Origin of the sequence: Pseudoalteromonas sp. NEC-BIFX-2020_015 (genome assembly GCF_012952265.1) — a bacterium.
Taxonomy (GTDB): Bacteria; Pseudomonadota; Gammaproteobacteria; order Enterobacterales; family Alteromonadaceae; genus Pseudoalteromonas; species Pseudoalteromonas neustonica.
The window spans coordinates 121,380-137,329 of the sequence record NZ_JABCJL010000009.1; the positions used below are offsets into that span (position 1 = coordinate 121,380).

The following is a 15,950-nucleotide window of genomic DNA, read 5'->3' on the forward strand; positions in this document are numbered from 1 at the left end:
TTTAGCTAGGCTTTGAATCTTTGTCGGTGGCTTTTTGCCAAAAATTAAAAAAATTGTACCATTGATACGGTGCTTTTTTACAATAAAACTCTAAACGCTGTGCGAACTTAGTCGCCATCGATTGAAAGTAGGCTTGACGCTCTTTACGTTTAACTTTAATGGGGTCAGCAAACTTCTCTATATACGTTTTATAGCGCCCTTGTTCGTTAATACAAAACATTAAGAACACTGGGCATTCCATGATATTTGCTAATGCAAAAGGACCCACCGCAAACGGGGCTTCTTCACCTAAAAATGGAGCATGATGCACACTGTTAGGATTATTAACTGAAGTACGGTCTGCAAAAATAATAACCGCTTCACCGTCATCTAATTTTTGCTTTAACTTAATTGTATCATCTGGACCAAAGTTATTGATATGAATAAAATTAATTGCTGCATCTTGGTTTACTTTTTTCAAAAAATTGTTGAATGATGGAGTATGCTCGTTATATGTAATCACATTGAGTGGACGTTTATTATCCCCCATACTGAAAATAGCACGGCAAATTTCCATATTCCCTAAGTGCGCACTAAAAATAACGGCACCTTTAGCGTCAAGTAATTGCTGATAACCTTCTGGTGTGGCTATTTCCAAGTCTTTAATGTTCACTTTGCCAAGCCATGCATCAAACTTATCTAAAATTGCCATTCCAAATGAAAAATACAGTTTAAAGCCTTGCTTAAAGCGTGCCCAGCCAGTGCGTTTATTTTCACCCATACTGGTATTGAGATTATCAAGATAATGCCAAATGGCTTGGCGTGATAAACGCCCTGTGACATAGAAATAAAACATAACGGGTGTTAAAACAATTTTAAACAGCCATTTACCAAATACTTTATAAATAAATACCAGTACTTCAATACCAAACATTGAACCGCGCTCTTTAAGCTGTGACCAATGAAATGGTTTTTCCGTTTTGTCCTGTGGTATTTTTGTTTGCTCAGACACGCATAATCCCTATTTAAATTTATTTGCTATTAATCGCGGTAAACGCCATAGCATGCCACATACCAAGCGCGTGTGCATTTTTGAAATCAACACGTTATCGTCCCACACATTAAAATGAGATACGCCATTTTCAGGGTAATGAACCTTGGTTTTAATAAATTCAACCGGTGTGCCTTGCCAAAACAGTTTGACCATCACCTCTATGTCAAAATCCATTTTATACCCCAGCTTAGTGCTGCTGATCAGCTGACTATAGGCAGCGAGTGGGTAAATACGAAAACCACACATAGTATCTTTGAGCGCAAAGGATAAAGTTTCTATATAGACCCAAAAGTGAGTAATAAAACGTCCATAGTAGCGCCCTTTTGAAATAGACTCATCGTATATAGGCTGCCCACTTACCAATGCATTTGGCTGAAATTTCGAGCGAACAATGAGCTGTTCAACATCATTTAAGTCATGCTGGCCATCGGCATCAACTTGGATTGCGTGGCTCCAACCAGCTTCATACGCATGCGCTAAGCCGGTTTGCACTGCAGCCCCTTTACCGCCATTTTCGGTGCGGCGTACTAAAGTTACTAACGCAAACTGGGCATCAATTTGCTCAAGAATTCGCTGAGTTTTTTCATTGCTTCCATCATCAACCAAGATAATCGGCAACTTAAAATTAGCTAAAGCAATGATCGTATCGAGGATCACTAAATCGTGATTGTAATTAGGGATCACAAATCCATATTGGCTTGGCATTATCAGTTACTCTTATTCATCAGCAAGGACAACTTTACCAGATGCATGTTGGCCATGCTCTGAGCTGTAACTGAAGCTATATTTAGTGTCTTTAATTTTTTTAAGTAGTAAATCTACTTGATAATTAGGCTGCACAATAATTTGAAATTTCAACGCATCAACCGAGATCACTTCTTGGGGATCTACATTTAAATATTTGTTTAAGTAATGCATTACCCAGTCAAGTTGTGCAACACCTGGCAAAATAGCAGCTTGAGTAAAGTGACCTTGAAAATAATATAAATTTTCAGGAATTAATAAACGCAATTGCACATGCTCAGGGCTTTGCTCTATTACGTCACAAATCGGTTTGTATACAAAATCAGTCAAACAACTTCTCCAATTGCGTTTTCTCAAGTTTGCCTTGTGTGTTGTAAGGCAAAACTGATAAATAGCGAAACTTGCGCGGGATCACTAGTGGCTCAAAAAAGGCCTTTAAATGATTTTTTAAAGCCTGCGAAAATTTAAACTTACCTTGCTCTGCTAATGCAATTTCACCTTGTTCGGTTAACACTAACACCGCACCAATTTCACTACGTTTTTGTTGTTGGGTATTTTCAAGCAGCAATATATAGCATTCATCAACCCACTGATATTCATTAATGCGTTGCGTGATCTCATCTAAAGAACAGCGTTTTTCTTCAATTTTGACAACTCGGTCAGCGCGGCCTAATAAATTAAAGTGGCCACTATCAAGTAACTCCACTCGATCATCCGTTTTGTACCACTGTCCGCCATCCACATAAGGTGATGAAATAATTAACTGCTGTAAATCATCACGCTTTATTTTTATTGGGCTAAATGCTTGCCATATTGATGATAAACTTTGTTGCCGCCAAGCAATACCTCCTGTTTCGGTACTGCCGAGCACTTCAATAGGCGCATGCGTTAATTGTTCTTGTAACAGTTGCGCAGCACCACTTTGCAAAGGCCCACCTGATGAAAAGCAACTACGCAATTTCTCTTTTACGGGTATAAGCACATTGTCTTGTACTAAACGATGATAATAAGCGGGGCTGCTAATTAAAGTAAAATCCTGTACATCTGCGCTTTTACCATTAAGTTCAATAAAGTGAAGCAAGTGCTCAGGGTATTCAAAGCTTTTTAAACAAACATCTCGGCCTGAATATAACGGCCAAAGTAATTTAAATAATAAGCCATATATATGTTGGTGTGATACCGTTGCTACAATCACAGTATCTTTAAGTGTTTCGCCAAACTGGGCTTGCAGTACATCCACTTCTTGTATCAACTGCTTGAAGGTCTTATCTATCGCTTTTGGCTTACCTGATGATCCTGAAGTAAAGAAACGAATTACAGTGGCTTCATTAATTTCAATATCAGTAATATGCTTACTCTTTATTTCTCCAGAAAATGTTACTTTAGCAGGTGCTAAACGTGTATCTCCTGTAAATTCATCAGCATGGTTAAGGCATTGTGTAAGCTGTTCAGGCTGGCCATTTTGCGGTAAAACAATCGACTTATCTGCCACCAACAATGCAAAAAATAGTACACTAAATTGATAACTATCAGCATCAAACAACAGCCAGGTTTGTGCCGATTGCGCAGAAAACTGTTCAGCGTGTGCAATTACCTGTTGCTGCCACATCGCGAAATCATGATTATCACCATAAAAATAGGAGTTATTAGTCGGCCATTTCATTTGCTTTATTTTTTGCCTTTTGCCATTTTCTTATTATTAATTCTATTGCCATGACTAATCCCATTAACAGATACGAGATCAAACCATTGTAGGTTAACCATACTTTCGGATCTGGGTGAAACACCGTTGCGGTAGCGATCACACCGTTAATGATAAAAAAGCCACACCACACTTTCGTCACTACACGCGTATACTTCTTGCCATGTGCATCAAGGGTTTCGAATTTTCCTGCAATAATTTCTACAACGCTTGGTGGCTTATAAAGTGAATAAGCAAATACAGCTAAAAAGCAGCTATTGATCACCACGGGATAAAACTTAAGTGCTAATTCTGAATTGGCAAACGTGGCAAATAATAATAATCCAAGCCCACTAATTGTCATTACATGAAAATGCGGGATTGTTGCTTTGCTATCCTTTACTAACCAGTGTCGCAGCAGTAATACCACTGCAAACACCCCGCCAACCAATGCAGGCTCACTAAATTGCAGACCAAAATACACCACTAAGGGGTATAATAACAGCAACCCAGCCAGTAGCGCTTTTTTCATTAAGCGTCTGCTATCATTAGCTTTTCTACAGCATCAATCACATCTTGCACAGTACGCACTTGTTTAAAATCGTTAGGTTCGATTTTTTTACCTGTTTGCTCACGTAGTTTTACTACTAAATCAACGGCATCAATACTATCAAGATCTAAATCTTCATATAAGTTTGCGGTGCGGGTAATGTCTTCTGCGTCAATTTCAAAATATTCTTGCAGAATTTCGCTTAACATTGCGAAAATTTTATCACCGTTATTCATGTTTTCATTACTCATAGTTACTTCCAAACAATACAGTTTTAGAACTGCAATAAATTATGCCCGTGTTGAGGCAATAAAATCACACAAGGTTTTAACCGAGTAAAAATGTTTTTTACTATCATCGGTATTGCCATCGATTTTCACATCGTATGCTTTTTTAATAGCTACACCTAATTCCAATGCATCAATTGAATCTAGTCCTAAGCCATCAACAAATAATGCTTCTTCGTCGTTAATATCTGCTGCTTCAATATCTTCAAGATCTAACGTTTCGATGATAAGTTGTTTTACTTCAGTGCTTAAATCACTCATGTTTTGATTTTTCCTCGTTAAAATAAGCTTGTAAATCACGCGTTAACTGCCTGACGCTATTAGATAATTGTTCGCAGTGTAAATAAGGTTCAATTAAATAAGGGGGCAGTACACGCATTTTGAAAGTAAAACGGCGATCAGTAACCTGATACCATTTTTGACCTTTCGTTAATGTGACTGGACTGACATCTATCAGTACTGGCAACATATCTACTTCAGTACGAAGCGCGATATTGGCTGCGCCACGTTTAAATTTCCATGTATTTCCAGGGGTACTTCTCGTCCCTTCAGGGAATACAATAAGATTGTTACCGCGAGCAAAACTTTGTTGGCATTGCCCTAAAAAATAATCAGGATCTGCATCATTATTTATATAACCGGTGGCTTTAACAACGCCTTTGAGAAAAGGGTTTTTCCATAAATCAGCTTTAACCACGCAATCAGCATGACGTACAATAGAAATGAGCACAACCACATCAATTAAGGATGGGTGATTAGCAATAATCAACTGTCCTTTCGCGTGTTTTATTTCATCAAGCTTATCGATGTCTAATCGTAGTATGCCGACTAAGCGCATATAACCTACAAAAAACTTAAATGAGTAATGTACCGCAGTGCGTGCGGCTTGATTACGCTGATTGATATCACGATAAATTAACCGTTGGATTGAAAACACCAAAATAGACAGTACCAAACCACCGCCACTAAATAAGGCAAACGCACTGCCTGTGGCAAATACGCGATATATTTTTATCCATTTTGCTTTCATGAACGCGTTAACTGCCACTTATAACGTTTAGAACAAGTAGAAAGTTGTTGCTGTTGTGAGAAGTAAAACTTTAAAAAATCCAGCGCCTGTAGTTGTAGGTTTTCGGCTGATTGCACATTATCATGGCCAACACATTCAATACTATAATTATCTACACTATCGCTAGCTTCAATTAATAAGCCGACGGCAATATTATCAGCGTGTTGCTGTACGTAATTCTGATAATGCTCAGGGACGGCTTGATCACTGTATACGTATAAAATACGTTTATATTTACGGGTATGTAGTTTAGCAACTGCATCTACTAAGCCCATAAAAAAGCTATCTTCGCCCGCTGATACAGCGCTTAACGGGGCTTTATTACCTGTGTAAATACTAAACAAACCACCCACAGCATTATGGACTGATAGGCCAAAGTGCGTTGGCGAAAGTGCTTCTTTACTCGCGACATCTGCTATTAATTTACTTGTTTTATGTAAGTCACCATGACGAGATGAAAAAACACTGGGAATTTCATGTTGATACGTATCACTTGCAGTTAAAGCGCAGTGTAATGTCAGTTTGGCAAACGCACTTAAGCGTCGACGCTGCATTGCAGGTATCTGTTTTAATTCAGGAAGAGTTAACGTTTTCGCCTGTATGCTGACGTTGTTTGCAAAAGCCTGCCAATCTTCAAGGCAAGTTTTACCATCGCCCCAAGCGATACATTTTTTTATGGCAAATTTCAACGTAACAGTCCTTATTACAAAGGTGGTGACAAAAAGAGGCTAAATTCTACAGTTGTGCTACCGCTGATTCAAGGAAAACCCGCAGAAACGTTCGCGTTAGCTGGAAAAACCATCATTTTCTATGATTTTAACCCAACATTGGCGTACTTTCTCGTCTTCTTGCCACACGACGACTACACCGTGATCGATTAAGTTTGAACCCATATCAGCTTCAGCTAATACCTGGTTTTTGACCATCGCCTGCTCACTGCTGCCTAAAAATATATTGGGGCCATCTATCCCAAATGTATTTGCAAGGTAATAATTAGCTGCATTACCCACACTTGCAACAAAGCTTAATGGTTTTATAGCCTGCGCGTTGTGCATATCTCGTAGCATTGACTGCATTAGTTCGCTTGAAAAATAATCAGCGCAACTATATAAACCACAACGTTTACTGAGCTGGATGTCACCTTTAGCTCGATGAACAGCAAGTAAAGCAATTAATGTAAACGCATCCATTCTACGTACAACTAAACCGGTTTCTTGCTTTACTTGTTGTCGTAAGCTTTTTATATCTAAACTCTTTTCAAAGCTAATATGACTCGTTGCTAATTCTTTCATTCGTTAACCCTTGTAACGCTGTAATACTAACGCAGCATTATTACCGCCAAAACCAAAGTAATTAAACAAAACAGTATCCACGTTATTAAAGTGTGCGCCATGATAAAACGGCCACATTAGCTCATCTTCACTATGCGTATAACTTGGTGGCGTATAACTTCCTAGCTCTAAACATTTAACAAATAGCGCAATTTCTATCGCGCCGCATGCGCCAAGGGTATGGCCTGTATAAGGTTTAAACGCAATGATAGGCGGTAATTGTTTTGCTGATATTTGGTCAGTAGTTAATGAATCACGAATAAATAGCGATGAGAGTGCATTACACTCTGCTTCATCATTCCCAAGCGTCGCTGTGCCATGCACTTTAATTAAATCAATATCGTCACATGTAATATTTGTTTGCGTTAAGCACTCATTTATCACATGCGCTATATGGCTACCATCTTCTTTAGTCATGGTTAGACTGTATGTATCACACGATGATGCACCACCAAGAACTCGCAAATTATATTGATCAGTGGGTGTTGAGGATAAGTATAACGCACCAAGGCCTTCACCTAAAATGAGCCCGGAACGCCCTTTTGCAAATGCAGCTAATCCTGTCGCGCTGATCAAATCTAACGATTTAAATCCTTCAACCGTAAGCGGATTGTAAAACTCGCAACCAATAACTAGTGCGTGCTCAATTTTTCCTTGTGCTATTAACCGTGTGGCATATAAACAAGCATTAGCACTGGCAGTACATGCTGTACTGAAAGTAAACTCAAGCTCGTTCAAACCATAACGCTTGACCAGCTCTTGGCTTATTTTATCCGTTTTTGATAACCATAATGTATCTTCAGCTCCGAGCTCAACGGCACTAATATCAAGAGATGTTGATCCCAAAAATAGACTGGTTTTTGCAAGTTCGTCAGCTGACAACTGTAATTTCTTAAAAAGTGGTAAAAGCAAGGTGTCAAAATGCGCCAAAATACCAAAGAAATCATTACAGCTAATTTCATCACGGAATGATTTAAATCCAACACGCGTACCTTCTTGCGTGGTTATTTGGCTACTTTTTTCACAGCCTAATGACGCCGATAGCACGTCGCTGGCATTTAAATACACATCCCGTAAAGTCATTACTTTTCACGCTCACGAACAATAAAATCGGCTATAGTATCAATAGACTGTAAATGCTTTCGCGTTTCTTTTGAGCCTTCAACTTTAATTCCAAAATGCTGTTTAAGCACAAGCGATAGTTGCAGAGCATCAAGTGAATCTAAATTGATACGTGATTGACTACCAAACAATGGCTCTGAGTCAATAATATCTGCGGGTTCAAAATCATCTTCCTTATCGCACTCAGTAATGATTAACTGTTTCAATTGTAGTTTTAGCTCTGCTAATTCCATGTCAAATTCCTCATTTTTTTATTAAATGTCCATAATGCGGCAGTAAAGCATAACAATGAAAAACCCCAAAGTGATGCACTATATTGCCAAAAAGTGTGATCAATCGATTCACTCATAAGCTGTCGTAATAATTGCGCTGACCAGTACATAGGCGAGCCATTAGCAAGTGCGGCTAAATTATCTGGCATAATTTCCAGCGGTACCATAAAACCACTCAATGCGGCTAAAATAATATTTACCCCACCGCCTACAACAATTGCTTGCTCGTAACTCGATACCAAACTTGCCAATAGCAAGGCAAATGCGATGGCCGTACAACTGACGGTTATAAAGGTCAGTATGCTATAAAGCAGCCCATGCAAAGATAAAAGTGGTAAATCTAAACAATACGGGATCACAATACAGCCAATCAGCGCAAGTAACCCTCCTTGTACTATACTCACCAACACATATGCACACGCCTTATTATAAAAGTAACGAGCCATACTAATAGGGTAAGTTTTTAATCTAACTAAAGTCCCATTATTGCGTTCATTAATAAACGTCAATGAAATGGGCAGCACAATGAAGTAGATACCAAATACCCACCATGCGGGCACACTATTTAATGCGGGGTTATCGAGTGCCTTGATAGATTGTTGCGCTAATAAATAGCTGACATCTGAAGCAGTTATAATCTGACTTATTTGCTCATTGAGGGGCAAATCGACATCTAAATCACCAGTATCTAACATATACAGATACAATTTTAATTGCGCTAAGCTGGCTTTTACTTTTTCAGTCATCAGCATGCGAGTTTGTGGCGCGAGCTCATCACTAATTTCCAGCGTTAGTTGGCTCGTGCCTTGTCGCATTAAAATTAACTGATCAAATTTAGGAGCAATCGTCAGTGTGCTTTGTTTAGTTTGAGTAATAGGTGAACTTGGCACTATAAAACCTTGTGCTTTTAATAGTTCAATTAAAACATTGCTATGTTTGCTGTAGGCTTTTCCAATGACACTTAACGATAAATTAGACTGCATATTCTGTTGTGATTGGCTACTTGCCATCGTCATTATCACCATAAATAAAATCGGCATCAGTAATAACACGGCTAAACTATGCAGATCATTTGCTATTAAGCGTGCTTCTTTTTTTACTGTATGGATTAGCATAATGGCTCCGCAAATAGGTCACGATAAAGCTGCTCAATATGATTGTCTGAAAACGACAATGCTTTAATATCATCACTTAATTGGCCGAGTGCACTAAACGCAGCGCCGAGTTGTTCACTATTATTAATAACCAACTGATAGTGATTACCTTCAAGCGTCACTAGCTGCTGACTAAAAAGCGTGCTTTGAGTGTTTAATAACGGCTTAAATGTAGAAAAACTCAAAGAGAGCTTCTCGCTATTTAATGCTTCACGGGCAACAACCTTTCCACCGCGTAAAAATACCACGTCATCGCATAGCTGAGCCACCTCATGCAATAAGTGGGATGTATACACTAACGTTTTCCCTTGGCGTTTTAAATCGAGTAAAAGCGTAATTATTGCATCTCGAGATAATGGGTCTATCCCTACGGTAGGTTCATCTAAAAAGATAATATCAGGCTGTTTACTCAAAGCTATGGCAATATTTAAACGACGCTTATATCCCCCCGATAACGTACCTGCGGTTTTATTAACAACCTCTTCAAGGTTACATAGTTTAATAGCTGATCCAATATGCTCGGCATGTAAGTGGCGGTTTTTTTCGCTAATAGAAACAAAGAAAGCTAAATTATCATACACACTTAACTCATGATAAAACGCAAAATCTTGCGGCACTAAAGCCACTTTTTGTGCAATTGCTTGAGTCAAACCGTACTGTTTATAAAATGGGTAGTTTATAGCACCTGTTTGCGCCATTAATAAACCCGTCATTAAAGAAATTAAAGTCGATTTACCTGCACCATTTGGCCCTAAAATAGCAGTACAACTGCCTTTAATTAAACTAAGCGACACGTTATCGATACTCAAAGGAGCATTTTGCTTATAACCAAAGCTAACGTTTTCTAACGTCAACATAACCGGTTTTACATGCGCCATAACTTTACCTGCTCCATTGTCACATCCTTGTTATGATTTTTGACCACTTTAAACATCGTTATCATTTATTATAAACTTTGTGCCAGCGAGAACGCTTCGCCTATTGCCCGTTGTAAATCCAATTTTTCAGCTTTTAATGCACCACCAATAAAGCTAACTGGAATCAATAACTGGCTAAGCTGTTGTTGATATTCAGGGAGTACAGATTGCTGACCACTGCAATTAACAATATGATCAACGTCCAATAGTCGCTCACGTTTACGCACACTTAAGTGTAGCCCTTGAGCATTTATCTTTTGATAATTCACCGCAGCAAGCATTTTTACACCTTGTTGCTTTAAATGCTCACGATGGATCCACCCTGTGGTTTTACCTAAATCAGCACCGTGTTTGCGTAGCTTACGCTGCAGTAAGTAAACCTCATTAGCCGCTGTAGATTTGCCTGCTTTATCTTTTATCCCGCCTGGGTAAGTAACACTAAGATCGATCCCCCACTGATGAGTAAATTGATCAGCATCCGTCTCATCACTTTCATTAAGAGGTAACAGCTTCGTGTTTTTAACCATATTATTTGCAGTTATAAATGTCGCTACATCAAATCCAATGCCACCGGCACCAATAATGGCGACTTTTGAGCCCAGTTTGACTTCACCATTAAGTACTTGCTGATAACCTACAACGTTTGACTGTTCAATTCCCTCAATATTCGGCGTAGCTCCTTTAACACCAGTGGCAATCACACAGTGGTCAAATTCAGATAAAGTTGCTATATCGGCACTGTTTTGCAAATGAATTACAACATTGAGATTTGCTAAGCGACTTTTAAAATAACGCAGGGTTTCTTTAAACTCTTCTTTGCCTGGTACATTCGCTGCTAATAATAGCTGCCCGCCCAATTGGGCGGTTTGTTCAAATAATGTAACCTGATGTCCTCGCTCCGCACTATATATAGCACAAGCCATACCAGCAGCTCCGCCACCAACGATAGCTATATTTTTTATCATCTTGGCTGGTTTTATAGGCATTAATGTTTCATTGCAAGCCCGTGGATTCACAATACAAGAAGCAGGCAAGTTAACAAAAATATTATCTAAACAAGCCTGATTACATGCTATGCATGTATTTATTTGTTCGCTTTGCCCTGCAAAGGCTTTAGCCACAAATTGACTATCCGCTAAAAATGGCCGCGCCATCGAGATAAAGTCAGCGTGTCCATCCACTAACAATTGTTCTGCAACTTCAGGTGTGTTAATTCGATTACTCGTAATAACAGGCACTGACACCGCAGCTTTTAGGCGTTGGCTTAATGATGAAAATAGCGCTCTTGGTACACTGGTTGCAATTGTAGGAATACGTGACTCGTGCCAACCGATACCCGAATTAAGCATATCAACACCTGCACTTTCTAATGCGTGTGCTAATTGCAGCACTTCGTTAAACGTACTGCCATCGGCCACTAAATCAAGTAATGATAAACGAAAGATTAGAATAAAATCATCACCAAGCGCAGCACGAACGCGCGCGACTATGCAAACAGCAAAACGAATACGGTTTTCATAACACCCACCCCATTGATCATCACGATGGTTAGTCGCTTTGACTATGAACTGATTGATTAAATATCCTTCCGATCCCATAATTTCAACACCATCATACCCTGCTTGTTTTGCAAGCTTGGCGCACAGTACAAAATCATCAATTTGTTTTTCAATTTGTTCATGTGTTAATTCTGCAGGTGTATAAGGGCTAATAGGCGCTTGGATAGCTGAAGGCGCAACTTGTTTAGGATGATAACCATAGCGTCCTGCATGCAATATTTGCATGCAAATTTTAGTACCGTGGGACTTAACAGCCTCGGTAATAAGCTGATGATGTGCAACCGCAGTTGATGAATCTAAGACACTGCGATTTGGTGCTAAAATACCTTCTGGATTTGGTGAAATTCCACCAGTGATAATTAGTCCAACTTGCCCGTGTGCCCGCTCGCCATAAAAAGCGGCTAAACGCTCAAATCCCTGAGGAAGCTCTTCTAGATTAGTATGCATAGAACCCATCACTACACGATTTTTCAGTGTAGTGGAACCTAATTGGAAAGGCGTAAATAAATGGTTATATAACATGAAAACAACACAATTGTGGTACAAAACCGCGCTAGAGTAACAAGCTTTAATTATGACTGCAAAATTTACTGTTATATTTTAACATTCGCAGCAAAATCAGCATACTTTATATCCATAAATGAAAAATAGGCCTTGTTGTCCCCTTCTTCGGCGATTATCATTATAGCCACGCAGATGACATCTAATCTGCATTTTCTTCTTTTAAACAAGGAATGATTATGTTTTCATTAAAGTCGTTATTAATAGGATTAAGTTTAGTTACATTATCAAGTTCTGCCTTTGCTTTAACTTCCACTGAGCAACGTGATTACGATCGCCTAATATCAGGTGATTTAAGCCAGCTGACAATGGCAGCACAATCTATAGTTGCAAACAATATTTCAAATACGCAAGTGCTTGATGTACTTGCAGAGTTTGTTGCACAAAATTACCTTAGCGCACCTGATTATCAGCTAGACTCAATAGCATGGGCATGTAGAGCACTTGGTGAGTCTGATAGTGCACGATACCGTGATTTACTTTATCGTGTAATTAAAAGTGACGCTCATAAGAAGGTACGTAAACACGCTAAAAAGTCGTATAAGCGTCTTCCAAAAAGTCCTGTTGAACAATACACCATCGGCAGTATTAATTTAGAGCAACTCCAAGCCCTTCCAAAAAAAGCGATACAATCTCGAAGTATTGAAGAACAAGCTTTACTAGACATTTCCCATGGTAATGTTCTTGAAATAAAACGTTTAGCTCAAGATTACGCAATAAGAAGTGATGCATCACAACAGGTAACCGATACTTTAGCTGAGTATTTTGCGCAAAATTACCAGCAAGCTCGTAAACAACAATACGATACATTAGCGTGGGTATGTAAAGGATTAGCAAGAAACACAGATGGTCGCTATAAAAGACTAATTGAAGACGCCGCGCAAAATAGCTCAGTACGTGCATTACGCAAACATTGCCCAGCACATATCAAAGGAAAAGGCCCCTATTACCAAGTAGGCACACTTAATTTAGAAGAAATAGCAAAGCAATTTAACTAACCTTACCTCAGGTTAAATAATACCAAACATAAAAGACGCCGCGAATTAGCGGCGTCTTTTATTATTAACTTTTACCTTAATCGCTTCATCTTGTGTCAATTGAAGTACACAATCTTCAGGTTCTGGTTGGCCCATCATTAAACTTGGATTATTTGAAAAGCCTACAGGCTCACGCGGAACCGAGTTTGCAGCAAGGTCTAGTTCCCCATTAGCATTTAAATCTTGAAAAAAACGAACGCAATACTTTCCCACGGGTAAATCTTCAACCGTAACATCGTGTACAGCCGCGGACACTGGTAGTTGCTGTGTTGTGATCACCGCCAACGTATCCCAAGAACCCTCGCTATCATTACAATCAAGAACTTGATAATGAAGGTTACCTTCTTGCTGTTTGAATTTAGCGAATGAAATAGCCAGCGAGATACGGTCTGAATTAGCTAAAAGCTGACCAGAAAACAGCATAGGCATCATTAAAATAACCATTATTTTCATCATGTAAACATCCATTTATATGGTTTGATTTTTGATAGTTATGTATAATAGCGAACTTTTAGGACGTTAGGAAAGGTAAAAGGATGCGCAAGGTCCTCGTTATTCATTATTCACAAACGGGTCAACTGACTAATATTACAGAATCAATTGTCACTCCTTTACGTGCCAATGAAGCTATAACTGTTGATTATTTGAATTTAAAACCAAGTACCCCATTCCCATTCCCATGGCCTTTTTTGACATTTTTTCATATATTTCCTGAATGCGTAAAAATGACTCCCCAGCCTATGGAAGTCGTTGAGCCTGCACATGATGACTATGATTTAATTATTTTAACTTACCAAGTCTGGTTTTTATCTCCATCATTACCTATTTCATCATTTATGCAGTCAGAGCAAGCACAACGACTACTTAACAATAAACCTGTCATTACCGTCATTGGCTGTCGTGGTATGTGGTTAAGTGCACAAGAAAAAATGAAGCAGCTACTAAAAAATGTAAATGCTAATTTAATCGATAATGTCGTGCTTAGCGATGAATGCGGAACTGGTTTTAGCTTCTTAGCAACGCCTCTTTGGATGTTCTCCGGCAAGAAAAAGTCAGTTTCGTGGGTACCTGCAGCAGGGGTAGCGGAGCATGAAATTAAAGCTGCCAGTCGTTTTGGTGTTGCGATAGAAAATGCATTACACGCACTGCAAGATAAACAATACTTACAACAACCTGTATTAAAAGGCCTTGGCGCCGTTAAAGTAAATGAAAAGTTTATTGCAAGTGAGCGTGTTGGCCAACACAGCTTTCGCATTTGGAGTAAAATCCTCAGTACGCTTGGCCCAATGCACTCAACGCGGCGCAGTTGTGGGCTATTGATCTATGTGTTATTTTTGCTGACCTTAATTATTACTGTAGTACCAATTACTGCAATAATAAAAAAATTAATCACCCCCTTAACTAGAAAAAGAATTGCCAAGCAAAAAGCCTATTTTGCCGAGCCATCAGGAGAGTAGTTGTACGTTATGGAAAATGCTGTATACATAAACAACTTGCATGCTGTATTGCCTAATGAAGCTGTTAGTAATAAAGAAATGGAAGTTGTATTAGGTGAAGTTGGAGGGCAGCGCTCCCGCGCTAAACCAGTCATTTTACGTAGTAATCAAATTAAAAACCGCTACTACGCCATCGACCCTCAAACAGGCGAGTATAATTATACCAATGCCTCTTTAGCTGCAGACGCAATACGTGGTTTATTTTCAATTGATGGTACCCGACTAGAGCAACTGGACTGTTTAGTTGCAAGTACCTCGATGGCCGATCAAATCATGCCTAATCACGGTGTTATGGTCCATGGTGAACTTAAAAACCCAAGCCTTGAGGTTGTCTCAACTGCGGGGATTTGTTTGTGTGGTATGACTGCACTTAAATACGCCTACCTAAATGTTAAAGCAGGCGAAAGCCAACACAGCGCCGTTGTTGCAAGTGAATTAGCATCAAATGTAATGCATTCCCGAAATTTTAGTGCTGAGAGTGATTACAAAGTAGACATGCTGGATCAAAAACCTGAAATTGCTTTTGAAAAAGACTTTCTACGTTGGATGCTTTCTGATGGTGCAGGTGCTGCATTATTAAGTAACCAAGCAAATCCTACCGGTTTATCTTTGCGCATCGATTGGATTGATATTATCTCCTATGCAGATCAGCTAGAAGCGTGTATGTACGCTGGCGCTGAAAAAATCGATGGGCAACTTAAAAGCTGGACCCGTTATGACTCTAAAGAACGAGAACAACAGTCAATTTTATCAGTCAAACAAGATGTAAAACTACTTAACGAAAACATTGTAAAATACACTGTTGAAGATGCCCTAAGTAAAATAGCTAAAAAACGTGCACTTACGGCCACTGATTACGACTTTTTCTTACCGCACTATTCTTCAGGTTACTTTCGTGAGCGTTTATTTGATGGCCTAAGTAACATCGACTTTCAAATTCCATTTGAAAAATGGTTTACGAATTTAACTGAAAAGGGTAATACGGGCTCTGCGTCAATTTTCATTATGCTGGACGAGTTATTTAAGTCAGGGCGATTGACTGACGGTCAAAAATTACTGTGTTACGTGCCAGAAAGTGGGCGTTTTTCAAGTGCATTTATGCAATTAACCGTAGTTAGTCGATAGTTAAGAGCACTT

The 15,950-nt window shown here is 39.1% G+C and carries 19 protein-coding genes; 3 read left to right on the plus strand and 16 right to left on the minus strand.

The window, feature by feature from the left end; genetic code table 11:
• Position 1: 1 nt before the first annotated feature.
• The 15 genes from HH219_RS08975 to HH219_RS09045 all read right to left on the minus strand — a co-directional run bounded on the left by HH219_RS08975 (position 2) and on the right by HH219_RS09045 (position 12,241).
• A complete protein-coding gene (locus HH219_RS08975) occupies positions 2-991 on the minus strand; it encodes a family 2 glycosyl transferase (RefSeq protein ID WP_169327215.1) in 990 nt (329 codons plus the stop codon).
• Between the two features lie 9 nt (positions 992-1,000).
• The gene (locus HH219_RS08980) at positions 1,001-1,738 is read right to left on the minus strand and encodes a glycosyltransferase family 2 protein (RefSeq protein WP_054203833.1); all 738 of its coding nucleotides are present in this window, start codon (positions 1,736-1,738) and stop codon (positions 1,001-1,003) included.
• 12 nt (positions 1,739-1,750) lie between these two features.
• Positions 1,751-2,107, minus strand: coding sequence for an acyl-CoA synthetase (locus tag HH219_RS08985; protein ID WP_169327216.1), 357 nt, complete (start codon positions 2,105-2,107; stop codon positions 1,751-1,753).
• The gene (locus tag HH219_RS08990) at positions 2,100-3,440 is read right to left on the minus strand and encodes an AMP-binding protein (protein WP_169327217.1); all 1,341 of its coding nucleotides are present in this window, start codon (positions 3,438-3,440) and stop codon (positions 2,100-2,102) included. Before HH219_RS08990 ends, HH219_RS08985 begins: the two co-directional genes overlap by 8 nt.
• A complete protein-coding gene (locus HH219_RS08995; RefSeq protein WP_169327218.1) occupies positions 3,424-3,990 on the minus strand; it encodes a hypothetical protein in 567 nt (188 codons plus the stop codon). Before HH219_RS08995 ends, HH219_RS08990 begins: the two co-directional genes overlap by 17 nt.
• A complete protein-coding gene (locus HH219_RS09000) occupies positions 3,990-4,244 on the minus strand; it encodes an acyl carrier protein (protein WP_054203898.1) in 255 nt (84 codons plus the stop codon). Before HH219_RS09000 ends, HH219_RS08995 begins: the two co-directional genes overlap by 1 nt.
• Positions 4,245-4,298: 54 nt before the next feature.
• Positions 4,299-4,556, minus strand: a complete 258-nt coding sequence (locus HH219_RS09005; protein ID WP_169327219.1) for a phosphopantetheine-binding protein — start codon at positions 4,554-4,556, stop codon at positions 4,299-4,301.
• Positions 4,549-5,325, minus strand: coding sequence for a lysophospholipid acyltransferase family protein (locus tag HH219_RS09010; RefSeq protein WP_211842086.1), 777 nt, complete (start codon positions 5,323-5,325; stop codon positions 4,549-4,551). The genes HH219_RS09005 and HH219_RS09010 overlap by 8 nt, the downstream gene beginning before the upstream one ends.
• Positions 5,322-6,053: a beta-ketoacyl synthase chain length factor gene (locus HH219_RS09015; RefSeq protein ID WP_169327221.1), complete on the minus strand. Its 732-nt coding sequence runs from the start codon at positions 6,051-6,053 to the stop codon at positions 5,322-5,324. The genes HH219_RS09010 and HH219_RS09015 overlap by 4 nt, the downstream gene beginning before the upstream one ends.
• Positions 6,054-6,149: 96 nt before the next feature.
• Entirely contained in the window at positions 6,150-6,656 is a 507-nt protein-coding gene (locus tag HH219_RS09020; protein ID WP_169327222.1) for a hypothetical protein, read from the minus strand.
• Between the two features lie 3 nt (positions 6,657-6,659).
• Complete coding sequence (locus HH219_RS09025; protein WP_169327223.1) at positions 6,660-7,778, minus strand: beta-ketoacyl synthase N-terminal-like domain-containing protein; 1,119 nt, start codon at positions 7,776-7,778, stop codon at positions 6,660-6,662.
• Positions 7,778-8,050 (minus strand): acyl carrier protein, encoded by a 273-nt coding sequence (locus tag HH219_RS09030; protein ID WP_054203842.1) that lies wholly within the window; start codon positions 8,048-8,050, stop codon positions 7,778-7,780. The genes HH219_RS09025 and HH219_RS09030 overlap by 1 nt, the downstream gene beginning before the upstream one ends.
• Positions 8,041-9,204 carry an ABC transporter permease gene (locus tag HH219_RS09035; RefSeq protein WP_054203843.1) on the minus strand — a complete coding sequence of 388 codons (1,164 nt, stop codon included), beginning with the start codon at positions 9,202-9,204 and terminating at the stop codon, positions 8,041-8,043. Before HH219_RS09035 ends, HH219_RS09030 begins: the two co-directional genes overlap by 10 nt.
• A complete protein-coding gene (locus HH219_RS09040) occupies positions 9,198-10,121 on the minus strand; it encodes an ABC transporter ATP-binding protein (RefSeq protein WP_169327224.1) in 924 nt (307 codons plus the stop codon). The genes HH219_RS09035 and HH219_RS09040 overlap by 7 nt, the downstream gene beginning before the upstream one ends.
• Before the next feature lie 68 nt (positions 10,122-10,189).
• Positions 10,190-12,241, minus strand: a complete 2,052-nt coding sequence (locus HH219_RS09045; protein WP_169327225.1) for an NADPH-dependent 2,4-dienoyl-CoA reductase — start codon at positions 12,239-12,241, stop codon at positions 10,190-10,192.
• Positions 12,242-12,459: 218 nt separating this feature from the next.
• Between HH219_RS09045 and HH219_RS09050 the strand changes: the two genes are divergently transcribed.
• Positions 12,460-13,278: a hypothetical protein gene (locus HH219_RS09050; protein WP_169327226.1), complete on the plus strand. Its 819-nt coding sequence runs from the start codon at positions 12,460-12,462 to the stop codon at positions 13,276-13,278.
• A gap of 45 nt (positions 13,279-13,323) precedes the next feature.
• Here HH219_RS09050 and HH219_RS09055 read toward each other — a convergent pair whose 3' ends face one another.
• Positions 13,324-13,773 (minus strand): DUF2141 domain-containing protein, encoded by a 450-nt coding sequence (locus HH219_RS09055; protein WP_054203847.1) that lies wholly within the window; start codon positions 13,771-13,773, stop codon positions 13,324-13,326.
• 80 nt (positions 13,774-13,853) lie between these two features.
• Between HH219_RS09055 and HH219_RS09060 the strand changes: the two genes are divergently transcribed.
• On the plus strand, positions 13,854-14,774 hold the full coding sequence (locus HH219_RS09060) for a hypothetical protein (RefSeq protein WP_054203848.1): 921 nt from the start codon (positions 13,854-13,856) through the stop codon (positions 14,772-14,774).
• Between the two features lie 9 nt (positions 14,775-14,783).
• Positions 14,784-15,938 carry a beta-ketoacyl-ACP synthase III gene (locus HH219_RS09065; RefSeq protein ID WP_169327227.1) on the plus strand — a complete coding sequence of 385 codons (1,155 nt, stop codon included), beginning with the start codon at positions 14,784-14,786 and terminating at the stop codon, positions 15,936-15,938.
• Positions 15,939-15,950: the final 12 nt, after the last annotated feature.